We start from the raw sequence: 21,814 nt of genomic DNA, 5'->3' as shown, positions 1-21,814 counted from the left end.
CCGTAGCCAACGGGCGCCGCTTACTGGCGGAATAGCGACAGGATATTCTCGGAGCTGGTATTGGCGATGGAGAGCGACTGGATTGCCAGCTGCTGCTGTGTCTGCAGAGCCTTCAGCTTGGTAGACTCTTCGTTCATGTCGGCATCAACGAGACGTCCGATACCCTTGTCAATCGAGTCGGAAAGCTTGGAAGCGAAGTCCTCCTGAAGATCGATGCGCATTTTGATCGAACCAAGTTCGGCGGCCGCGCTCGTCAGGCTGGTGAGGGCCTTTTCCACGCCTTTGAGGTAGCTGCCGACATCAGTCGAGGTCATGGCGCTGACGTCCATGGTCAGGACCGACTGCGTGAGGTTAACCGCGCCAGTGCCGCTGTTGGTTTCATTGACGATGACGGCGTCACCTACGGCAGCTGCGGTACCAGCCTGAGCGGCGGTGTAGGCTGCGGCAAACTTACCAGCGATTGGTGTGGACGCAGTGATGGAGGCCGCGGCGACGACGGTACCCTGTACCCACGCACCGTTGACCTTGACGTATGCTGCGCCACCGCCGACAGCAACGTTGCTGTTGGCACCATCGACCTGTGCGCCGAGGGAGAGCAGCTCGTCTGTGGAATAGGCACGGACGGAGGCCTGTGTGATGACGCCGCCCTTGTTGATGTCGACTGTCACAGTGTTAGCGTTGAGGCCGGTGTAAATGGAGTCGAGAATGCCGGTCTTGGTGCCCGTTGCGCGGGTATCCACCAGAACCTTGGAAGCATCCAGAGTGTAACCGATAGTCTTGACCGATACGGTACCGCCTTCACGAACGAAGGATCCGACGACAGACTTGGTTGTCGTTGTGGAGAGGTCGCCTTTCAGCCAGTTTTCACCGGAGAAGGAAGCGGAATCAACGATGGCCTTGAGCTGGTCCTGAAGCTGCTTGACCTCGCCCTGGATCTTGGCCTTGTCAACGCCGTCTTCGGTTGCGGCAACCAGCTTGTTCTTGATCTGTTTTACGACTTCAACCGCTGATTCCATACCTGCATAAGCGGTGTCGACCTTGGCAGCGCCGAGGCCGAGGGCGTCCTGCACTGCGGAGAGGGCGCCGTTGTCGGAGCGCATGGTGGTTGCGATCGACCAGTAGGCTGCGTTATCGGAAGCTGTCGCAACACGAAGGCCCGAAGAAACGCTGGCCTGGGTATTTTCCATGTTCTGGCCGATGGAACGCAGCGTCTGAAGAGCTGACATGGCTGCGGTGTTTGTAAGAATGCTCGTCATAATATAGTGCCCCTTGAATGGCTGATTAAAGAAGGGACATTCCGGATACCGCCGGGGAACGAAAGTGCGGCGTGATGCCTGTCAACCTTTTCTTCGTCTTGGTTAACCAATCGTTTCGATGGGATTGTTGTAAGTTGCGACTGGTTAACAAAAGGCTAAAGCAGGTGTTGGAAAAATTAATAAATGCGGCAATACAAAAAATAAAAAAGCCGCGCTTTCGAAAAAGCGCGGCCTGATTTTTGGTGCCGTTGCGATTAACGGAACAGCGTCAATATGTTCTGCGAGTCGCTGTTTGCGATGGAGAGCGACTGGATTGCCAGCTGCTGCTGGGTCTGCAGAGCCTTCAGCTTAGTGGACTCTTCGTTCATGTCCGCATCAACGAGACGTCCGATACCCTTGTCAATCGAGTCGGAAAGCTTAGAAGCGAAGTCCTCCTGAAGACCGATACGCATGGAGATAGAGCCGAGTTCGGCGGCCGCGCTCGTCAGGCTGGTGAGGGCCTTTTCCACGCCCTTGAGGTAGCTGCCGACATCGGTCAGGGTCATCGAGCTGACGTCCATGGTCAGCACGGACTGGGTGAGGTTGACCGCGCCAGTGCCGCTGTTGGTCTCGTTGACGATGATGGCGTCACCTACGGCAGCTGCAGTACCAGCTTCAGCGGCGGTGTAAGCGGCGGCAAACTTGCCAGCGACTGGTGTTGATGCGGTGATGGAGGCCGCAGCGACGACGCTACCCTGTACCCAGCTGCCATTGACCTTGACGAAGGCTGCGCCGCCGCCAACAGCAACGTTGCTGTTTGCGCCATCGACCTTTGCGCCGAGGGAGAGCATTTCGTCCGTGGAATAGGCGCGGACGGAGGCCTGCGTGATGACGCCGCCCTTGTTGATGTCGACTGTCACAGTGTTGGCATTAAGGCCAGTGTATGCGGTATCGAGAATGCCGGTCTTGGTGCCCGTTGCGCGGGTATCCACCAGAACCTTGGAAGCATCCAGAGTGTAACCGATAGTCTTGACCGATACGGTACCGCCTTCACGAACGAAGGATCCGACGACAGTTTTGGTTGTCGTTGTCGAGAGATCGCCCTTGAGCCAGTTTTCACCGGAGAAGGAAGCGGAATCAATGATACCCTTGATCTGGTCCTGAAGCTGCTTGACCTCGCCCTGGATCTTGGCCTTGTCAACGCCGTCTTCGGTCGCTGCAACCAGCTTGTTCTTGATCTGCTTCACGACATCGATGATCGATTCCATACCCGCCGAAGCAGTGTCGACCTTGGCAGCGCCGAGGCCGAGTGCGTCCTGCACTGCGGAGAGGGCGCCGTTGTCGGAGCGCATGGTGGTTGCGATCGACCAGTAGGCTGCGTTATCGGAAGCTGAGGCAACCCGCAGGCCTGAAGAAACGCTGGCCTGGGTATTTTCCATGTTCTGGCCGATTGTGCGCAGGGTCTGGAGAGCCGACATGGCTGCAGCGTTGGTGAGAATGCTCGTCATAATATAGTGCCCCTTGAATGGCTGATTAAAGAAGGGACATTCCGGTTTCACCGGGAACGGCGTGCAGCATCATGCTCGCTAACCTGCTGATTTTTAAAGGTTAGCCCGCCGTTTCGATGGCCTTAGCTAATCTCTCTTTGGTTAATGAAGCCCTAAGCCGCAGCAAAAATCAGCATCTTTTGATTTTATTTATCAACCCTTGCGTGCGCGCGCGTATCGTAAGGACCTTAAGATAATGATAAGGCCGCATCTTCGTCAAAAGATGCGGCCTTTCACGTGCATGGCTGGTTCAGCCTCCAGCCATCTACTGCATTATTCCACCAAGTGCTTGGTCAGCCCCCGCGCACCTGATCTGGATTGTAGCCCCAGCCCTGGAAGGGTTAGGGGAATGTCATGTCTTAACGGAACAGCGACAGAATGTTCTGCGAGTCGCTGTTTGCGATGGAGAGCGACTGGATAGCCAGCTGCTGCTGCGTCTGAAGAGCCTTAAGCTTAGTGGACTCTTCATTCATGTCAGCATCAACGAGACGGCCAATACCTTTTGCGAGAGCGTCGCCCAGCTTGGAAGCAAAATCAACCTGCAGATCGATGCGCTGTTTGATAGAGCCGAGTTCAGCGCCAGCGCTCGTCAGGCTGGTGAGAGCCTTTTCCACGCCCTTGAGGTAGCTGCCGACATCCGTCGAGCTCATCGAGCTGACATCCATGGTCAGGACCGACTGGGTGAGGTTTACCGCACCGGCGCCGCTGTTGGTTTCGTCGACGATGATGGCGTCACCGGCAGCAGCTGCAGTACCAGCTTCAGCGGCGGTGTAAGCGGCGGCAAACTTGCCAGCGACTGGTGTTGATGCGGTGATGGAGGCCGCAGCGACGACGCTACCCTTAACCCAGCTGCCGTCGACCTTGACGAAGGCGGAGCCGCCGCCAACAGCAACGTTGCTGTTTGCGCCATCGACCTTTGCGCCGAGGGAGAGCATTTCGTCCGTGGAATAGGCGCGGACGGAGGCCTGGGTGATCACGCCGCCCTTGTTGATATCAACCGTCACCGTGTTCGCGTTAAGGCCGGTATAAGCAGTATCGAGAATGCCGGTCTTGGTGCCCGTTGCGCGGGTATCCACCAGAACCTTGGAAGCATTCAGAGCGTAATCGATGGTCTTGACCGATACGGTACCGCCTTCACGAACGAAGGAGCCAACCACTGATTTGGTTGTCGTCGTGGAAAGATCGCCCTTGAGCCAGTTTTCACCGGAGAAGGAAGCGGAATCAACGATGCCCTTCAACTGCTCCTGAAGCTGCTTGACTTCGCCCTGAATCTTCGTTTTGTCGGCAGAAGATTCCTGAGCAGTGACCAGTTTGTTCTTGATCTGCTTTACAACATCGATAACCGCATCCATACCCGCCGAAGCGGTATCGACCTTGGCGGCACCGAGGCCAATTGCATCCTGAACAGCGGAAAGCGAGGCATTGTCCGAGCGCATGGTGGTCGCGATAGACCAATAAGCGGCGTTGTCGGAAGCCGAACCAACGCGCATGCCGCTGGAAATACGGCTCTGGGTGTCTTCCATGTTGGAAGAAATCGAACGCAGCGTCTGAAGAGCAGACATTGCGTTAATGTTTGTGAGAACGCTTGCCATAATAAATGTGTCCCTTGTTTTTACGAGATACTGGAGTTGGGGACATTCCGGACTTTGTATTACCGGTCACAACGTTTCGGCTTCATGCCACTCGGTTCCGAATTACTTGTCTCTGGAAACCAAACCCGTTGTGTGTAGGGAGAACTTGGCAGCAAAGAATTGTCCAATTGTTAATTTGAGGATTAAGAAGTACTAGAAAATACTTATGGTTACTGCGAAGTATATTTAATTGGTAAGTTTTTAATTTAAAATTATAGTTATCCGACCCCTAGCAAAAACGGTAACTAAAGGGTTAAAACGCAAAAACCCCGCAGCCGTGGGGCTGCGGGGTTAACAAACAGGATTAACGAAGATTATTTCGGCACAATTGCCGTCAGTTGAACGATCTCACAAGGCTGCCGACCAGCAGGTTCCAGCCGTCGATCAGCACGAAAAAAAGGATCTTGAACGGCAGGGAAATCGAGGTGGGTGGCAGCATCATCATGCCCATGGCCATGGTGATGGTGGCGACGATGAGATCGATGACCAGAAACGGCAGGATGATTAGGAAACCGATCTCGAAACCGCGCCGGATTTCCGAAAGCATGAAGGCCGGAACGAGCACGCGGTAGTCGACAACATTGTCGGTCATCACGACCTGTCCGCGCTCGCGGGCGATATCGACGAACAGCTTCAGATCCTTGTCGCGCGTATTGGCGTTCATGAAGGTGCGGAAGGGTTCGGCGATGCGCCCAATGGCCTGCTGTTCGTTGATCTGGTTTTGCAACAACGGCTGCACGCCGTCTGTCCAGGCTTTATCGAAGGTCGGCGACATGACGTAGAAGGTCATGAACATCGCCATCGACAAGAGGATCATGTTCGACGGGGTCGAGGCAAGCCCCATGCCGGAGCGCAGGATGGAGAAGGCGATCACGAAGCGCGGAAAGCTTGTGACCATGATCAGGATGCCCGGCGCGACTGACAAGACCGTCAAAAGGCCGAAGGTGCGAATGATCCATGCGGCGACGGATCCGTCTATCTGTGTATTGAACAGATCGGTCGGAAATTGCTGGGCGTTGGCAAGGCCCGGCAAAGCCAGAAGAACAGCGATGGTAACAAGAAATCGAATCATTCGATGACAAAGGTCCGGAACATGACCTTGGATACGCGCCCTTGAGAGCGCAGGTCAACTCGTTCCTGAATGTCATCCTTAAGATATTGAAAGCCGCGCGGGCCTTCCAGCTGCTGAAGGGAAACGGTGCGGACGTAGGCCATGATATCCTGATGGATATCCTCCGCGAGATTGACCTCTACCGGACCCTTGAACATCAGCGCCACTTCAAGCCGCACCCAGTTCGTGGAGGGGTATGCAAGGTTGGTGGTGATGGGATCGAGCTGGACGATACCGTTCGCCTCTGCCGGGATTTTATCGATGCCCTCGCCCTTCTTCTCGCCATGTTCGCCAGCGGCAGCCGGGGCATGCGCCTCGGCGCCGGCGATCTTCGGGGCGACCATGCCGCCCACGAACCAGCCGCCGCCCGCACCCAGCAGGGTGAGGATTGCAACGCCAGCGATGGTCATGACCATCGGCGAGGATTTTTTCTTGCCCTCAGTCTGTTCGTTTTCCATGGGTCAGTCCCGCTTTCGCATGTCGGCGTCAGAGCGGCGAGAACAGGTCGACGACCTGCTGACCGACCGGGGGTTGCTGCACTTCCGTCAGGCGGCCGCGGCCACCGTAGGAGATGCGCGCCTCGGCGATGCGCTCGTAGGAGATCATGTTCTGCGCATCGACATCCTGCGGCCTGACGATACCGCCGACGTTGAGGATGCGGATTTCGTGATTCACGCGCACTTCCTGCGAACCGCTGATGATGAGGTTGCCGTTTTCGAGAATGCCGGTCACCACGGCCGCCACCATCAGCGTCAGCTTTTCGGAACGCTTGGTCTTGCCCTTGGCCTGGGTGTCTGTATCGGAGCCGTATTTGATGTTGGAATCTGCCTCCGGCGTCCAACCTAAGATTTCCGCCTTTGCCTTCCAGTTCAGGCCGCTGGAATTAGTACGGTTGCGCTCGGTTTCGTTGTCGAAATCGGCCTTGTCGTTGATCTGGATGTTGACGGTCAGGATGTCGCCGATGTTAAGCGCACGTAGATCCTTGAACAGCGCACCCTGGCTGTCGCTCCACAACGAATAGCCGCTCGCCATGTGCTTTGGCTGCTTCGGATACATGCCCATCTGCGGCGTCTGGCTGAATTGCAGGCCGCTGCCGATCGGGCTCATCGCGGGAGCGTTGCCGATTTCCTTCAGGGTCTGGTTGTTCTGGCAGCCGGCAAGCAGGGCAAGCGGCAGGAGGAGGGCCGGAAGACGCGGGGTCATGAAGGATCCTTCGAAGTGTTTTTGTCGATTGCCTGCGACATGATGCCGGCGACGATTGCGGCTTTCTGAGCATCCATTTCACTGAGGATGAGGCCCGATTGGCGCGGCGGAAGCTGCATGATGATGGCAGCCGCGATTTCCACATGCATCTTCTCGAGCTGCGGTGCTGCGGCATCCGCCTTCATCGTCTTGTAGATATCGACCAGATTGCTTTTCGCCTGCTCGAGGAAATGATTGCGGCGTGCCAGCCAGTCCTCATATTCCGCCTTGCGGTCCTGCAACGCGGAAATGCGCTCGTTGACGTCAGCCTGAAGCTTTTCCAGCTCCTGCTTCTGCATGAGATAGCGCTGGTCGCGGGCCGCATCGGCAATATTGGTGCAGAATTTCTGGATTTCATCCTGCGTGCTGAGTTCGGACACCACGTTTTGCTGGCTTTCGGCGCCGGCGGCGGGCAGCAGGAAAAGCAGCGAGGCAATGGCCGCGAACCGGGTAAAGCCGTTCCTGAAAGCAGTTTTCTTCTGAAGTTCCATCATTGCAGCACGAGCTCCGCCTGAAGGGCGCCGGCGGATTTGATGCCTTGCAGAATGGCGATGATGCCGTCCGCCTTGAGCCCGATGCTGTTGAGACCGGCAACCAGCGTGCGAAGGTCAGGGCCTTCGACGATGGCGACCTTGCTGCCTTCCTGCAGTGCCATGATATCCGTCTGCGGTTGCACCGCCGTCTCGCCGCGCGAGAAGGGCGCCGGCTGGATGACCTGCGGCGATTCCGTCACCTGCACGGTCAGCGTTCCATAGCTCACCGCCACGCGGGAAATACGCACATCCGCGCCGATGACGATCGTGCCCGTGCGCTCGTTGATCACGACTTTCGCCGGCGTATCCGTCTGGACCGTCAGGTTTTCGATTTCCGCCATCAACCGCGTCAGGTCGGCGGTGCGGGGCTTCTGCACCGAGATTTCCTGCGAATCGCGCGGTTCGGCGATGCCATCGCCGTAACGGGCGCGGGCAAAGGCGTTAACGACATCTGCGACGCGCACCGCGGTCGAAAAATCGGGATTGCGCAGCTGAAGGACCAGATTGACCGAATCCTTGAATTTCGACGGCAGTTCCCGCTCGATGATCGCGCCGTTCGGCACGCGCGCCGAGGTCGTGACGCCCTGCGTCAATGTCGCTGCGTCGCCCTGGGCCGAAAAGCCGTTGACGATCAGTGCTCCCTGAGCGACCGCATAGATCTGCCCGTCTGCACCGGAAAGCGATGTCATGATGAGGTTGCCGCCGCGAAGCGAGGAGGCGTCGCCGAGCGAGCTGACCGTCACGTCTACACGGCTGCCGGGGCTGGCGAATGGCGGCAGGTTGGCCGTCACCATCACGGCGGCGATGTTCTTGGCATTGGACTGGCCGCCCTGCGTGGTGATGCCGAGGTTCTGCAGCATGGCGCGCATGGACTGTTCGGTGAAGGGTGAAGAGCGCAGGCTGTCGCCGGTGCCCTGTAGGCCCACGACGAGACCATATCCGATCAGCTGGTTGTCGCGTCCGGCCTGCAGGGATGCGATATCCTTGATACGGGACGTGTCTGCCTGGGCTGGCGGCGTCGAGATGAAGGGCAGGGCCGAAATGACCAGAGCCGCACAGAGGATACGAAGCACTTTCATTTCGCCATAACCTGAATGGTTCCGTCCTTCATGACGGTACCGCTGACCATCACGCCGGAATCGATGTTGCGTACCCTTACGACCTCGCCGAGCGAGCCGTCGCTCATGGGCGTTCCGGATGCCATCAGCGTCATGTTGCCGATGTGGAAAACGAGTTTGACGCTCGTGCCGCGCACCACAAGTGACGGTTCACGAAGCGCTGCAATGGGGATTGTGCGGCCGGGAAGCAATGTCTGCTTGGAGATCATGCCTTCCACTTCGCTGATATCGCTCGCGTAACCAGCGGAAATGTTGGGGTTGGTCACTTCCACCGGCTTCACTTGTTCGGGCGTGATCGTCTCGCCCGGATAGATCGTGCGAGTAGGAACCAGCGCCGTCGGTGCCTGTGCAAAAGCGGGTGCCATGGCACCCAGTGAAAAGGCAGACGCAAGGCACATACGGACGAGTGCCGTTCTGCAGCTGCTATGTTTCCGGCCAAACCTCATGTCCGCCTGCCTTTCCGTTCTTACTTCAGGTTCTTGCTGACAATCGAAGCCATTTCGTCAGCGGTGGTGATGACCTTGGAATTCATCTCGTAGGCGCGCTGCGCCGTGATGAGGTCGGTGATTTCCTTGACGGCATCGACGTTCGAGCCTTCGAGGTAGGATTGCTTGATGTAGCCGTAGCTCGGATCGTCAGGCACGCCGATAACGGCGGCGCCGGAGGCCGGCGTCTGGGAAAAGAGGTTGTCGCCGAGCGGCTTCAGACCCGCCTCGTTGGCAAAGTTGGCGATGGTCAACTGGCCGAGTTCAGTGAAATCCGCAGCGTTACCGATGCGGGCGGTCACCTGACCCGTGCGGGTGATGGTGATGTCCTGCGCGTCGGTCGGGATATTGATGTTCGGGATGACATTGTAGCCATCAACCGTCACGAGGTTGCCGTCAGCATTCTTGTTGAAGGCGCCGGCGCGGCTGTAGAGCGTCGAACCGTCGGCCGCCTCGATCTGAAACCAGCCCTGGCCGATGATTGCCACGTCGAGCTTGTTGCCGGTTTCGATCAGGTTGCCCTGGGTGTGGATGTTGCGCACCGCGGAAGTCTGCACGCCGAGGCCGATATTCGCTCCCTCAGGCACGATCGCCTGGTTGGCACGGTTCGGCACACCCTGCATGCGTTCGGTCTGGTACAGAAGATCGGTAAACTCTGCACGCGCGCGCTTGTAGCCGGTGGTGTTGATGTTGGCGATGTTGTTGGCAATGACTTCCAGATTGGTCTGCTGGGCGTCCATACCGGTGGCAGCGATGGCAAGAGCTCTCATGTCATTTTTCCTGCAGGGCTAGAGCATTTCCAGTAAAGGCGCGGAGCGGTTCTACGTCCGGAAATTGCTTAAAAACAAAGGCCTAGAGCGCGGCCAACGATTGGCTTCAAACCGGACGCGCTCTAGATCTGCATCTTGGTAATGTCGAGATAGGCCGACACGATCTTGTCGCGGAACGCGATGGCCGTTTGCAGCGACTGCTCGGCCGAAAGCACGGCATCGACCACTTCGCGTGTGTTTGCCTTGCCCTGAATACCTTCGAAGGAGGCCACTTCCGCCTTCTTCAGGTTGTTCATCGCATCCGTCGACATATTGCCGAGAACGCTTGCGAAGCTTGCGCCCGTCTGCTGGGCGGGCGTCGTCTGCTGGCTGCCGAAAATGCTGTCGGTCAGCGAAGAGACGTTGCTCGTGCCACGCGTGAGCGAGAGGGAACCGAGTTGTTTGATGCCGTCGATCATTGCGATGCTTTCAGAAGGTCGATGGTGGAGGCGACGAGGTCGCGTGTCTGGCGGATGACCTGGAGGTTGGCGTCGTAGCTGCGGTTGGCTTCGCGCATATCCGCCATTTCGATCAGAACGTTGACGTTCGGCATCTTGACCATGCCGCTGGTGTCGGCGGCCGGATTGCCGGGGTCGTATTCATGGACGAAATCGCCGCGGTCGACGCCAAGCTTCTTTACCGTCACGCGCTGCACGCCGCTTACGCGGTCAAGCTCGGAGCCGAATGTCACGGTCTTGCGGCGATAGGGGTCGGCGCCAGGCGTGTCGCCGGTCGATCTTGCGTTGGCAATGTTTTCCGAAACGATACGCAGTCGGGTGGACTGCACTTCCAGGCCGCTGCCCGCGATCTTGCTCGCCGCACTCAAGGGATCCATGGTTTACCTCTTTACCGTCATCAGCATCATGCGATGGAAGGATTTGACGAGACTGGCGTTCAGGTCGTATTGCCGCTTGATCTCGCCGGTCTTGGTCATTTCCTCGGCAAGCGCGACCGAATTGCCGGACTCCTGCATGCCGATCTCGTTATTGATCGGGTTGTCGCGCACCGCGATATTTTCGCTGAGCTCGCTAGCACCGAAATGGGCGGGATGGGTCTTTGCCATGCCGACCTGCTGGCTGGTGGCCTGCATGACCGCTTCGAAAGGACTGACATCCTTGGCGTGAAACTTGGGTGTGTTGGCGTTGGCGATGTTGGTCGCCACGACTTCCTGCCGCACGCTCAGCCATTCCGCTTGGCGGGAGGCCAGATCGAACAGTTGAATCGGTTGCATAGACTTCTCCATCTCGTATGGCCCGAACCTACGGTGCTAATCTTGCGTCAGACTTGCGGTGAGGCGCGTAGGTGCGGAAGCACTGGAGAATCTGATCCCGAAGGCGATTGCGAAAACAAAAATGGCGCGCCGTTAAATGCGGCACGCCATGGGATCGAATAGTGAATTGCGAAGACGTCTCCGTCCTGCCGGACTGGATCCGGCGACGGCAGCAGACTTCAGCAGAGTGCCGGTCTGGCTACTTCTCGGGATGATAGGTTTTACCGGAAGAAGTCTCTATCATCCACTCGCCGTCGCGCTGCTCGATTTTGGTCAGGCGCGCATTGTCGGGCAATGTGGAGCCCACCCGTACCATATACATGCCCGATCCGTCCTCGATGAGGGCGCGGCCGTTGGAGACATGCAGCAGGCGGAAGGAGGTCTGGCCGGGGAAGGGCTGGTCTTCAAGCCCTGCGGCGAGATTGTTCTGCTTTTCCTTACCCTTTTCGCTGACCGTCGCCGTCGTCAGCATGTCCGGCAATTCGCCGGGGGCTGGCGCGTCTTCCTTGTTGCGATTGGTCATGGCCAGGGGCGAAACGCTGAAGACTTCACGCGGACCGGTATGGGGCAGGTCGCGCGTGCGGTCGCCGTCTGCCACTCTCATTCCAAACTTGTCCTCGTTGAAGAACACGTACCAGGGGAAAAATGCGGCGGCGGCGGCAAGTCCTATTCCCGTCCACGCCAGAATACGGTCGGGCGTGAAGAAGGGAGGCTGCGGCTGTACGTTCTCGAGGTCGCTATCGTCGATCTTGTCGATCTGTTTCTTTTTCACGGGTCAGCCTCTCATTCTCGGGTTTACCTGTGGCTGATTATTTTGCACTCCACCGCGCAACGCGGTCGCCAGATCGGCGTAAGCGTCCTGCGCCGCGGGTTCATTCGGAAGCTGTTTCAGCGTTTCATAGATGATCGGAACCTGTTTCACCGCCATGTCGAGATCGGGATCGGTGCCGGGTCGATAACCGCCGATGAGGCGCAGATCCCGCGTTTCCTCAAAGCGGTGCACCAGCGCTTTCAGACGCGACACCAGCTTTTCCTGATCCGGTGTCCATGCCTTCTTGGCGAGACGCGAGATCGAGGCCAGAGGATTGATCGGAGGATAGCGGCCTTCTTCTGCAAGGCTGCGATCCAGCACGATGTGGCCGTCGAGAATACCGCGGGTCGAATCGGCAATCGGATCGTTGTGGTTGTCGCCGTCCACCAGAATGGAGACGATGGCGGTGATGGTACCGCTGCCTTCGGCGCCGGGTCCCGCCCGCTCCAGAAGGCGCGGCAATTCGGTGAAGACCGAGGCCGGATAGCCGCGTGCCACCGGCGGTTCACCCGAAGCGACCGCCACTTCGCGGATCGCATGGGCAAAACGGGTCACGCTGTCGATGATAAGAAGGACGTTGTCGCCCCTGTCACGGAAATATTCGGCAATGGTGACAGCCGAAAGCGGCGCCATCTTGCGCAGCATCGGGCTTTCGTCGCTGGTCGCGACAACGGCGACGGACTTGCCCATATTCTCGCCCATCGTATCCTCGATGAACTCGCGCACTTCGCGACCGCGCTCGCCGACAAGCCCGATGACGACCTTGTCGAAGGCATCGGCCTTGGCAAGCATCGATAGCAGCGTGGATTTGCCCACGCCTGACCCCGCAAAAATGCCGAGACGCTGGCCAAGGCAGAGAGGCGAGAAAATATCGATTGCCCGGACACCCGTCTTGAAAGGCGTCTCCACCCGCTTGCGCGTCATCGACGGCGGTGCATTGCTGGAAATCGGACGGCGCTCCGTACCTGATGCAAGCGGACCCTTGCCATCGATGGGTTCGCCAAGCGCATTGATGGTGCGGCCGCACCAGCTGTCGTCAGGCGCAACGCGGAAGGCACCCTTGCGGATGACGGTGTCGTGAATGCCAATCGGCTCGCCCGGTTCGATGGGGCAGACGTAGCAGATATCGGGTTCCACGCGCACAACTTCGCCGAGATGGATACCGGTCGCGCTGCGATGGGCGACGAACTCGCCCAGCCTCACATGCCGCGACAGGCCGGAAACCGTGTAGTGTCCGGCGGCGATGGTGCGGACATGGCCGCCCGGCGCCACCGAAAACTCCGGATCGGCATAGTGTCCGGCAAGGCTGGCCAGCTGGGCGAGCTTCGGTGAAATCGCCTCGACCGTGAGCGTGGATTCCGGCATTGTCATCGCTCAGTTCCTTAACGTGCGCCGCCAAGCGTCTTGATGGCATCGCCGAAAGTGGATTCGCTATCGCGCATCAACGACGAAATGCTCTCGAAGGCCCGGTTGACCTGGATGAGCTGCGTCATCTGGGAAATGCCGTTGACGTTCGACTGCTCTAGATAACCCTGAACGACGCCGACCTCGTGATTGTTGACGACCGGCGTCGGCGGGGCCACGGGCTTCACGCCGCTATTGGGATGACGCAGGAAGCCTTTCGAGAAATCCGCCTGGAAGATGCCGAGCGTGGCGACGATGTTGTCGTTCTGCCTGATAGCGCCATCGAGACTGACGGTGATCGGGCCTCCATTCGCATTGAGCTGGATGGGACCGCCGCCGGCGTCGAGAACCGGATAACCGCTTGAGGAGATGAGCGCGCCGTCCGGGCGCATGGTGAAACGCCCGTCGCGGCTCAGAATCTGGCCGTCTGGCGTGTCCATCGCGAACCAGGCATCGCCCTTGATGGCGAAATCGAAACTATTGCCAGTCTGTTCGAAGGCGCCCTGACGGGTGGAGAGATAGTCGTTACCCTGCGATACGAACGCCACCTTGGCATTCATGTCATTGTGGTTCTTGGCGACCATTTCGTCGAATTTCACTTCGGAACCGCGGAAACCCACCGTGTTCGCATTCGCCATATTGTCGGAAATGGTGGTGAGACGACGCTCCAGCGCAATCTGCGAGGAAAGGGCGACGTATAGTCCGGATTGCATATCATTTGCCTCCGAGTTTCAGGGAGTTGATGGAGATCAGCAGGTCCGGGGAAATGCCGTAGCCGCTGGAGGAGCCGAAAACGGCCAGAGGATCATAGGTCGTGGAGGGATTTTGCATTTCCCACATGATGGTGAAACGCTCGAGCAGCTTGCCGACCTTTTCAGGATTTTGCAGATCCTTGATATTGATGGATTTTTCGATGAGCGCGGCCTGTTTTTCGACGCTTCCTGCCGCAATTTCGTCAGGCAGGTTGTAGGCGGTGCGGAACACCTGCGCGAGCGCGTCGTCGGCTAGAAAATCGAGACCCGATTTGATCGTTGGTGCCTTGCGCTCGAAGTAAAGAGCAAGCCGAACACCGTTATTGTCGCCGCCCGCCTCCTGCTCCAGCGTCTGGCGGGTGTATTTGCTGATGATGCCGGACTGGGCCGCTTCGGTCGCAGTTGCCGCTGCACCGAGACTTGCAAAGTCGAGCGATTTCGCAAGGTCCGAATAGCGGCTGTCGGAAAGCTTGTTGGCGAAGGCGTTCTTGTCAGCCGTGCCTTCGGTCAACACCTTGCGGATGAAGGCTTTCGCATACGCCATATCCTCGAGGCCGTTAGCTTTCAGCGCATAATTGTAAAGACGGGTATCGGCCATGAAGTCGTCGACGGATTTCACGCTGCCGATCTTCGACCGGTAATATTCGGTTTCGCGCGCCACGTCGGGTTGCTTCGACACACGCTCAAGCGATTTGCCGATGTCCTGACTGATCAGTCTGTAGCTGGTGTAGGTGGAAGTCACTGAACCGCCGCTCTCGTTTGATCCCGATACCAAGGCGCACGTCCGCCTTTGTCGGGATAATGCCGGATGTTGCTTGTGCGAAACTGGCTGCAGTGACGAGGGACAGAGGCTCCGCGGACAGGTTCACGCAAGCCACATTTTCTAGAGATGGCGGCATGGAACACTGTTCGGGCGTGGTCGATCAATGAATATTGTAATTGGACTTATAATCACCTTCGGCTGCATCATCGGCGGCTACATGGCGATGGGCGGCCATCTGGACGTGCTGGTTCAGCCGTTCGAATTGTTGATTATCGGCGGTGCCGGCCTCGGCGGCTTCATCATGGCAAACCCGATGAAGGTCGTGAAGGATTCGGGCAAGGCGCTCGGCGAGGCCTTCAAGCACTCGGTCCCGAAGGAGCGCAACTATCTCGACGTACTCGGCGTACTTTATTCGCTGATGCGCGACCTGCGCACGAAATCGCGCAACGAGATCGAGGCGCATATCGACAATCCGGAAGAATCCTCGATCTTCCAGAGCGCACCCTCGGTGCTGAAAAACAAGGAGCTGACGTCGTTCATCTGTGACTACGTCCGCCTCATCATCATCGGCAACGCGCGCAGCCACGAAATCGAAGCACTGATGGACGAGGAAATCGAGACCATCCTGCACGACAAGCTGAAACCTTACCACGCGATCACCACCATGGGCGATTCCTTCCCCGCCATCGGTATCGTCGCGGCGGTTCTCGGCGTCATCAAGGCCATGGGCAAGATCAACGAATCACCGGAAGTGCTGGGCGGCCTCATCGGCGCCGCACTGGTGGGCACCATGCTCGGCATCATCCTGTCCTATTCGATCTGCAACCCGCTCGCTTCGCAGGTCAAGATCGTCCGCACCAAGCAGCACCGCCTCTACATCATCGTCAAGCAGACGCTGATCGCCTACATGAACGGCTCGGTGCCGCAGGTCGCGCTTGAATACGGGCGCAAGACCATCTCCAACTACGAGCGGCCGTCCATCGACGCCGTTGAACAGGAGATGATGAACCCCGGCGGCGAAAACAAGGCGGCATGACCATGGCTAAAGCTGCACAGCAAAGAGCACCCGTCATCGACACGTCGCTGCTCGCGAAACTTACCGGCGGGCTTTCCGACCGCAAGACAATCGCGAAGGTCGGTTCCGATATCGGCCATCTCTACAGCGAATTCCTGCCTGATATCTTTCACAGCGAGACCGGCATTGCGATAGACGTCGAATATATCGGCTCCGAATCGGGGCTGATGACCGATCTCATCGCCAATATCGGCGGCAATTTCTCGGTTGCGGATTGTTCTCTGCGCAACTGGTGCCCCAATTTCATGATGGCGGTCGGCAACGGCTTCGTCATCGCGCTCATGGAGCGCATGCTGGGCGCCGCCGCCGACACCATCGGCGAGCCGGACGAGCGCAACCTGTCCCACATCGAACTCGACCTGGCGGCCATGGTTCTCGGGCGCATCGGGGGTGTCCTGCGGTCGGGCGTCAACGCGCCGGGCGGTTTCGAGGCGACGATCGACCCGCCCTTTACGGCCAATGGAAAAAGCGCCTTCGAGGAGATGATCGCCGGCCTCTACGGCGTGACAGTCCGCATGAAGATCGCCATCGGCAAGGTTTCTTCGGAATTCGCGCTGATCGTGCCGCAGCGGCCCCTGCTCAAGACCTCCATCGCCGCTCCCAAGGCTTCAGCCCAGGCGCTGAAGAAGCAGGCGGAATGGGTGGATTTGATCTCTGAGCAGGTGAAGAGATCGCAGGTAACGCTTGAGGCGCGGATCAAGCTCGAAACCTTGACCCTGCGGACGATCTCCAGGCTGGTGGCCGGCGACGTCATTCCGTTTCAGGATCTGAAGCAGGACGACATCGGCGTCGAGGTCAGCGCCAACGGCTCCAAGCTCTATAATTGTGAATTCGGCAAGTCCGGCGACCGCTACATGGTTCGGGTAAAGAACAATGTCAGCACGGACGACGAGATCTTGCGACATCTGATGGGTTAAAACCTGTCCACCTTTTTTGGGTTCTGGGCAGGCTGACGCAAGTTTCAAAGGGAATAATCAGCGCATGGCTACGAAGAAAACACCTGTGACCGATGATATGGCGCTGCCGTCGCTTGAAGATGGCGGTGAGCTCGACCAGGCTATCGGCGATCTGCGTGGCGTCCTCAAGACGGATGCGGAAGGTTCGCTGTCCGACTTTGGCGACTTTGGGGATTTCGGGAGCGTTGACGACGCTTCCGCCGACAGCGACCTTTCCGCCTTCGGTGGCGGAGCGGGCGATTTTGCTATGAACGATTTCGCGGCCACCCCACAGGTCGCGGGCATCAAGGCGCCGCTCGGCAGTGGCCTGTCCGACAATATGGACCTGATCATGGATATCCCGATCGATGTCCAGATCGTTCTCGGCACCAGCCGCATGCTCGTCTCGGGTCTGATGAGCCTTGAAGAGGGTGCAACGATCGCGCTTGACCGCAAGATCGGTGAACCGGTCGAGATCATGGTGAATGGCCGCCGTATTGCGCGCGGTGAAATAACGGTACTTGAAGACGACGATACGCGCTTCGGCGTAAAATTGATTGAAGTAATGAGTACGAGAAAAGCCTGATCCCTGTGGGGACGGAGAGGAAAGACCATGATGGACTTCGAGGATTTCGGTAACCCGCTGGCAGGGAAGCCGTTGTCTCAGGCCGACAAGGCGGCCGCGGTGCTTCTTGCCATGGGCAAGGGCGTCGCCGGCAAGCTGCTGAAATTTTTCACGCAGCACGAATTGCAGATGATCATTTCCTCGGCCCAGACGCTGCGTGTCATTCCCCCTGACGAACTCGCCCAGATCGTGGCGGAGTTCGAAGACCTGTTCACGGAAGGAACGGGTCTGATGGACAATGCCAAGGCGATCGAAAGCATTCTCGAAGAGGGCCTGACACCCGAGGAGGTGGACAGCCTTCTCGGCCGTCGTGCAGCCTTCCAGGCCTATGAAGCGTCGATCTGGGATCGCCTGCAGGAAGCGGAGCCGGAATTCGTCGGCAAGTTCCTGCTGCGCGAGCATCCCCAGACCATCGCCTATATCCTCTCCATGCTGCCCTCGTCCTTCGGTGCCAAGGTCCTTCTGACCATTCCCGAAGAGCAGCGCGCCGATATCATGAACCGCACGGTGAACATGAAGGAAGTCAGCCCCACGGCTGCCCAGATCATCGAGAAGCGTGTGGTAAACCTCATCAACGAGATCGAAGCAGAGCGCAATGCGGGCGGCTCCACGAAGGTTGCCGACCTGATGAACGAAATGGAAAAGCCGCAGGTCGATACGCTGCTCAGCTCGCTCGAAACGCTCAGCAAGGAAGCTGCCAACAAGGTCAAGCCGAAGATCTTCCTCTTCGACGATCTCATGTTCATGCCGCAGCGCAGCCGCGTCCTGCTGCTCAACGATGTCTCGGCGGACGTTCTCACCATGGCGCTGCGTGGCGCAACCATGGAAATCAAGGAATGTGTGCTGTCCAGCATCAGCCCGCGCCAGCGCCGCATGATCGAATCGGACCTCGCCGTGCCGCAGGCTTCCATCAACACCCGCGAAGTGGCGATTGCACGGCGCGCCGTGGCGCAGGAAGCGATCCGGCTGGCCAATTCCGGTCAGATTCAGCTGAAGGAAGCCTCCACAGAGGAACAATCCGCAGCAGCCTGAGCGGAAGCCGGTTGATAACCCGCCTTACAGGTAATGCCGGCCATTGCGATGGCCGGTCTCGGGCGCTAGTTTCGGAATGACGGCCTGCCGCGATCGGCGGGCCTTTTTTTATCCCGGGAACGTGCCTTGGCAGACGATCAGGACAAGGACAGTAAAACAGAAGACCCAACGGAGAAAAAACTCCGTGATGCGGCGGAAAAGGGCAATCTTCCCTTTTCCCGCGAGGTGCCGATCTTTGCTTCGTCGCTCGCCTTTTACTGCTATCTGGTTTTCTTTTTGCCCGACGGCGCCGGTCGCCTCGGCGTAACGCTGAAGGACCTGTTCGGCCAGCCCGAACAATGGAACCTCAGCACCAGGCCGGATGCCCTGTCGCTGCTTTATTTCCTCGGCACGTCCATGGCCTATCTGCTCATGCCGGCCATGATCATGTTCATCGTCTTCGGCCTTGCCTCCTCGTTTTTCCAGAACCTGCCGTCGCCGGTGCTTGAGAGGGTGCGTCCGCAATGGTCGCGCATCTCGCCCGCAAAGGGGTTCGGCCGCATCTATAGCAAGCAGGGATTTGTGGAATTCGGCAAATCGCTGTTCAAGATCTTGATCGTTTCGATCATCATGTTCCTGTCTCTGCGCGGCGATTTCTACAGTCTCATCGACCTGATGTTCTCCGACCCGCAGGTTATTTTCGTCAGGGTTGTCGAGCTCACCAAAAAGATGATGGTCGTGATTCTCTTTTCGACCGCGCTGCTTGCCGCCGTAGACCTTTTGTGGACGCGCCACCACTGGTTCAGCCAGCTGAAAATGACGAAGCATGAGGTGAAGGAAGAGTACAAGCAATCGCAGGGCGACCCGGTGGTCAAAGCCCGTCAGCGTTCGGTCGCCCGTGACCGCGCCCGCCGCCGCATGATCGACAATGTGCCGCGCGCGACACTGGTGATTGCCAACCCGACACACTTTGCAGTGGCGTTGCGTTACGTTCGCGAAGAAGGCGACGCGCCTGTCGTCGTTGCCAAGGGTCAGGACCTTATCGCATTGAAAATCCGCGAGATTGCGGAAAAAAATAATATCCCCGTTTTTGAAGATCCGCCGCTCGCACGCTCCATGTTTGCGCAAGTCTCGATCGATAGTGTGATTCCACCAGCTTTTTACAAGGCTGTAGCTGAGCTCGTTCATCGGGTTTACGCCATGAAGTCATCGAAAATACGGGTTCAATAAAACCAATGAAAAAATCCGCCTATTCTGAAAAGCGGGAAATGATCGTCGCAGAGGCGATCAACCCGATCGCCACCGAACTGCGCCTGCTCGATCCGGCCGACCTGATTTCATTGCTCAGATTCGAGTGCTACGGCAGCATTGCCGACCTCGTCTCGTCGGCCGCGGAGCTTTATTATCATCCGGGCACGATCAATTTCGGTGCCGGTGGCGAATACAGGCTCGAATGGGAAGGGGCGCCGGAGATCGTCCTCGATCTCGAACTGAAACCGCACGGCGCGACGGTTTATGCGCAATTGATTCTGGCCAACGAGCATGCTGCGGTCGAGATCAATCATGTTTCGTTTCAGAACCCTTCGGAAAATCCGGACGAGAACACCGAATTTCTCCGTCAGAGCCTGACGGCTGCCCGATTCGTGTCGACCCGCCAGGGCGAAGCTGCCTGAACCAGTCCAGCGGACATTTTCATATATTATCCATTGCGCCTTCCGAATTCGCGGGCGCGATGGCTTGATTCGGGCACTTTTTCACCCGACCTTGCCTGAAGCGTGTCGGTTTATGCAAAACCGGCCTGTGAAGGCAAGGAACGCCTTGCAAATCAGCGTTGTTGTTTGGTACCTATCGAATTAACGATTTGTTAACGAACGGCAGGTCGCGGTGGCTCTTTTTACCATCGCTGATGCGCATGATGCCTCTGCTCGTTTTCGGCGCAGCGCCGGATTTTTCCTGACAGTACCAATTGGGTGGACCCAATGACCAGCATTTTGACCAATGCGGCGGCGATGGCCGCGCTGCAAACCTTGCGCATGATCGACAAGAATCTCGAGACGACGCAGGCGCGTGTGTCGTCCGGCTACCGTGTCGAAACGGCGGCGGACAATGCCGCCTACTGGTCTATCTCCACAACCATGCGCTCCGACAATGCAGCGCTCTCGGCCGTGCAGGATGCATTGGGACTGGGCGCCGCCAAGGTTGATACGGCCTATGACGCCCTTGCGAACTCGATCGAGGTCGTCAAGAAAATCAAGGAAAAGCTTGTCGCCGCCTATGGCGTCGGGGCTGACCGCGGCAAGATCCAGGACGAAATCAAGCAGCTTCAGGAACAGCTGAAGAGCACGTCGGAATCTGCCTCCTTCTCCGGCGAGAACTGGCTGCAGGCCAGCATCAGCAATGGTGGCACGCCGCCGGTTGTAGAACCCATCACCAAAAAGGTCGTCGCGTCCTTCACGCGCACCGGTTCGGGCAATGTCGGCGTCACCACGGTTGACTATGTGCTGGACGGCAGTGCCGTGCTTTTCGACCTCAGCGGCGGAAAACTCGGTATTCTCGACAAGAGCGCCGTTTTTGTCGCGAAGACGGAACAACAGATCACCCAAACATCGACGACAGCCGGCGTGACCACCAATGCGGGTTACGTCGTCAAGAAATTGACGGACGCGGAAATCGGCACGCTGAATGCGGCGACGCCGGATACGAATGCCGACCCGAGCGTCTACAGCAACGGAACGGTGAATTATCTTCGTTTGTCCGAGAATACCTGGGTCAAGGTGACGGCGACCAACCCTTCGAGCGGCACCACCACCGTCGCGGCGGCCTATCGGGACACAGGCAGCAACGATTGGTTCTATGACACGACCGGTGCGCCGACCTCCGTTGCCAGATCCCTCGGTCTTTCCGTCTCCACGCTCGATCTCGACAATCTCGATGTCGTGGCGGCAGCCATGAGCGGTTTTTCCGGTGGCACCACGAACTACACCGCTTCCGATGCCATCGATGTGATGATGAGTTTTGTCGACAAGCAGCTCGAAGCCATGACCAGTACGGCCTCCAGCCTCGGCTCACTACAGAGCCGCATCAACATGCAGGAAAACTTCGTCTCGAGCCTGATGGACGTGATCGACAAGGGTATCGGCCGTCTCGTGGATGCGGATATGAACGAGGAATCGACCAGGCTGAAGGCTCTGCAGACACAGCAGCAGCTCGGCATCCAGGCGCTTTCGATCGCCAATGCCAACGCGCAGAACATCCTTCAGCTCTTCAAGTAAACCGGCGTCGGTCCGGCGGGTTCGGGGGAGTTGGTTGCAAGGTTTCTGAAAACGGGGCCCGCCTTCATCCTCGCACAAGTTTGAACACCTAACGTCGGGGCAATATCGGGTGGTTCGCATGGCGTGATCCGGCCGGAAACAATTGAAGAGACGGGCAGGGTAGCAAGGATGACGGTGGTGCCGCC

Annotated in this window: 24 protein-coding genes; 7 read left to right on the top strand and 17 right to left on the bottom strand. The window is 58.0% G+C overall.

The features are described 5' to 3' along the window. Positions 1 to 20: 20 nt before the first annotated feature. From ACQZ63_RS04530 to ACQZ63_RS04450, 17 genes are all read right to left on the bottom strand, one after another. Entirely contained in the window at positions 21 to 1,256 is a 1,236-nt protein-coding gene (locus ACQZ63_RS04530) for a flagellin N-terminal helical domain-containing protein (protein WP_080799407.1), read from the bottom strand. A 254-nt stretch (positions 1,257 to 1,510) separates the two neighbouring features. Beyond that, positions 1,511 to 2,743, bottom strand: a complete 1,233-nt coding sequence (locus tag ACQZ63_RS04525; RefSeq protein ID WP_080799404.1) for a flagellin N-terminal helical domain-containing protein — start codon at positions 2,741 to 2,743, stop codon at positions 1,511 to 1,513. A 398-nt stretch (positions 2,744 to 3,141) separates the two neighbouring features. Beyond that, on the bottom strand, positions 3,142 to 4,374 hold the full coding sequence (locus tag ACQZ63_RS04520) for a flagellin N-terminal helical domain-containing protein (RefSeq protein WP_080799401.1): 1,233 nt from the start codon (positions 4,372 to 4,374) through the stop codon (positions 3,142 to 3,144). A 373-nt stretch (positions 4,375 to 4,747) separates the two neighbouring features. Then, the gene (fliP, locus tag ACQZ63_RS04515; RefSeq protein WP_003515060.1) at positions 4,748 to 5,485 is read right to left on the bottom strand and encodes a flagellar type III secretion system pore protein FliP; all 738 of its coding nucleotides are present in this window, start codon (positions 5,483 to 5,485) and stop codon (positions 4,748 to 4,750) included. Continuing rightward, the gene (locus ACQZ63_RS04510) at positions 5,482 to 5,982 is read right to left on the bottom strand and encodes a flagellar basal body-associated FliL family protein (RefSeq protein ID WP_013635471.1); all 501 of its coding nucleotides are present in this window, start codon (positions 5,980 to 5,982) and stop codon (positions 5,482 to 5,484) included. Before ACQZ63_RS04510 ends, fliP begins: the two co-directional genes overlap by 4 nt. Positions 5,983 to 6,010: 28 nt before the next feature. Continuing rightward, entirely contained in the window at positions 6,011 to 6,727 is a 717-nt protein-coding gene (gene flgH / locus ACQZ63_RS04505) for a flagellar basal body L-ring protein FlgH (protein ID WP_003515062.1), read from the bottom strand. Next, entirely contained in the window at positions 6,724 to 7,260 is a 537-nt protein-coding gene (locus ACQZ63_RS04500) for a MotE family protein (protein WP_003515063.1), read from the bottom strand. The genes flgH and ACQZ63_RS04500 overlap by 4 nt, the downstream gene beginning before the upstream one ends. Continuing rightward, positions 7,257 to 8,378 carry a flagellar basal body P-ring protein FlgI gene (locus ACQZ63_RS04495; RefSeq protein ID WP_003515077.1) on the bottom strand — a complete coding sequence of 374 codons (1,122 nt, stop codon included), beginning with the start codon at positions 8,376 to 8,378 and terminating at the stop codon, positions 7,257 to 7,259. The genes ACQZ63_RS04500 and ACQZ63_RS04495 overlap by 4 nt, the downstream gene beginning before the upstream one ends. After that, positions 8,375 to 8,863, bottom strand: a complete 489-nt coding sequence (gene flgA / locus ACQZ63_RS04490) for a flagellar basal body P-ring formation chaperone FlgA (RefSeq protein ID WP_013635474.1) — start codon at positions 8,861 to 8,863, stop codon at positions 8,375 to 8,377. The genes ACQZ63_RS04495 and flgA overlap by 4 nt, the downstream gene beginning before the upstream one ends. 20 nt (positions 8,864 to 8,883) lie before the next feature. Beyond that, positions 8,884 to 9,672, bottom strand: coding sequence for a flagellar basal-body rod protein FlgG (gene flgG / locus ACQZ63_RS04485; RefSeq protein ID WP_003515079.1), 789 nt, complete (start codon positions 9,670 to 9,672; stop codon positions 8,884 to 8,886). A 122-nt stretch (positions 9,673 to 9,794) separates the two neighbouring features. After that, positions 9,795 to 10,130, bottom strand: a complete 336-nt coding sequence (locus ACQZ63_RS04480; RefSeq protein WP_003515080.1) for a flagellar hook-basal body complex protein FliE — start codon at positions 10,128 to 10,130, stop codon at positions 9,795 to 9,797. After that, complete coding sequence (flgC, locus tag ACQZ63_RS04475) at positions 10,127 to 10,546, bottom strand: flagellar basal body rod protein FlgC (protein ID WP_003515081.1); 420 nt, start codon at positions 10,544 to 10,546, stop codon at positions 10,127 to 10,129. Before flgC ends, ACQZ63_RS04480 begins: the two co-directional genes overlap by 4 nt. Before the next feature lie 3 nt (positions 10,547 to 10,549). Beyond that, a complete protein-coding gene (gene flgB / locus ACQZ63_RS04470; RefSeq protein WP_003515082.1) occupies positions 10,550 to 10,942 on the bottom strand; it encodes a flagellar basal body rod protein FlgB in 393 nt (130 codons plus the stop codon). Positions 10,943 to 11,180: 238 nt separating this feature from the next. Beyond that, positions 11,181 to 11,753: a hypothetical protein gene (locus ACQZ63_RS04465; protein ID WP_013635475.1), complete on the bottom strand. Its 573-nt coding sequence runs from the start codon at positions 11,751 to 11,753 to the stop codon at positions 11,181 to 11,183. A 3-nt stretch (positions 11,754 to 11,756) separates the two neighbouring features. Beyond that, positions 11,757 to 13,163 carry a flagellar protein export ATPase FliI gene (fliI, locus tag ACQZ63_RS04460; RefSeq protein WP_003515084.1) on the bottom strand — a complete coding sequence of 469 codons (1,407 nt, stop codon included), beginning with the start codon at positions 13,161 to 13,163 and terminating at the stop codon, positions 11,757 to 11,759. Between the two features lie 11 nt (positions 13,164 to 13,174). Next, the gene (gene flgF / locus ACQZ63_RS04455) at positions 13,175 to 13,909 is read right to left on the bottom strand and encodes a flagellar basal-body rod protein FlgF (protein WP_111790171.1); all 735 of its coding nucleotides are present in this window, start codon (positions 13,907 to 13,909) and stop codon (positions 13,175 to 13,177) included. Between the two features lies 1 nt (position 13,910). Further along, positions 13,911 to 14,690, bottom strand: coding sequence for a DUF1217 domain-containing protein (locus ACQZ63_RS04450; RefSeq protein WP_003515087.1), 780 nt, complete (start codon positions 14,688 to 14,690; stop codon positions 13,911 to 13,913). Positions 14,691 to 14,874: 184 nt separating this feature from the next. Here ACQZ63_RS04450 and motA point away from each other — a divergent pair, with 184 nt between their 5' ends. The 7 genes from motA to ACQZ63_RS04415 all read left to right on the top strand — a co-directional run bounded on the left by motA (position 14,875) and on the right by ACQZ63_RS04415 (position 21,629). Further along, entirely contained in the window at positions 14,875 to 15,747 is an 873-nt protein-coding gene (motA, locus tag ACQZ63_RS04445) for a flagellar motor stator protein MotA (protein WP_003515090.1), read from the top strand. Next, entirely contained in the window at positions 15,744 to 16,703 is a 960-nt protein-coding gene (locus tag ACQZ63_RS04440; RefSeq protein ID WP_162763583.1) for a FliM/FliN family flagellar motor switch protein, read from the top strand. Before motA ends, ACQZ63_RS04440 begins: the two co-directional genes overlap by 4 nt. 64 nt (positions 16,704 to 16,767) lie before the next feature. Continuing rightward, positions 16,768 to 17,307, top strand: coding sequence for a flagellar motor switch protein FliN (gene fliN / locus ACQZ63_RS04435; protein WP_003515093.1), 540 nt, complete (start codon positions 16,768 to 16,770; stop codon positions 17,305 to 17,307). 27 nt (positions 17,308 to 17,334) lie between these two features. Continuing rightward, positions 17,335 to 18,378, top strand: a complete 1,044-nt coding sequence (gene fliG / locus ACQZ63_RS04430) for a flagellar motor switch protein FliG (protein WP_003515095.1) — start codon at positions 17,335 to 17,337, stop codon at positions 18,376 to 18,378. A 126-nt stretch (positions 18,379 to 18,504) separates the two neighbouring features. After that, positions 18,505 to 19,587: a flagellar biosynthesis protein FlhB gene (gene flhB / locus ACQZ63_RS04425; RefSeq protein ID WP_003515096.1), complete on the top strand. Its 1,083-nt coding sequence runs from the start codon at positions 18,505 to 18,507 to the stop codon at positions 19,585 to 19,587. A 5-nt stretch (positions 19,588 to 19,592) separates the two neighbouring features. Beyond that, positions 19,593 to 20,030 carry a hypothetical protein gene (locus ACQZ63_RS04420; protein ID WP_113555503.1) on the top strand — a complete coding sequence of 146 codons (438 nt, stop codon included), beginning with the start codon at positions 19,593 to 19,595 and terminating at the stop codon, positions 20,028 to 20,030. 306 nt (positions 20,031 to 20,336) lie between these two features. Further along, positions 20,337 to 21,629: a flagellin N-terminal helical domain-containing protein gene (locus ACQZ63_RS04415; RefSeq protein ID WP_019564305.1), complete on the top strand. Its 1,293-nt coding sequence runs from the start codon at positions 20,337 to 20,339 to the stop codon at positions 21,627 to 21,629. Positions 21,630 to 21,814: the final 185 nt, after the last annotated feature.

It is taken from the genome of Agrobacterium sp. CG160-95 (assembly GCF_053521725.1).
The sequence above is the reverse complement of the archived record's forward strand: the minus strand, read 5'-3'. Positions and strand labels throughout refer to the sequence as shown.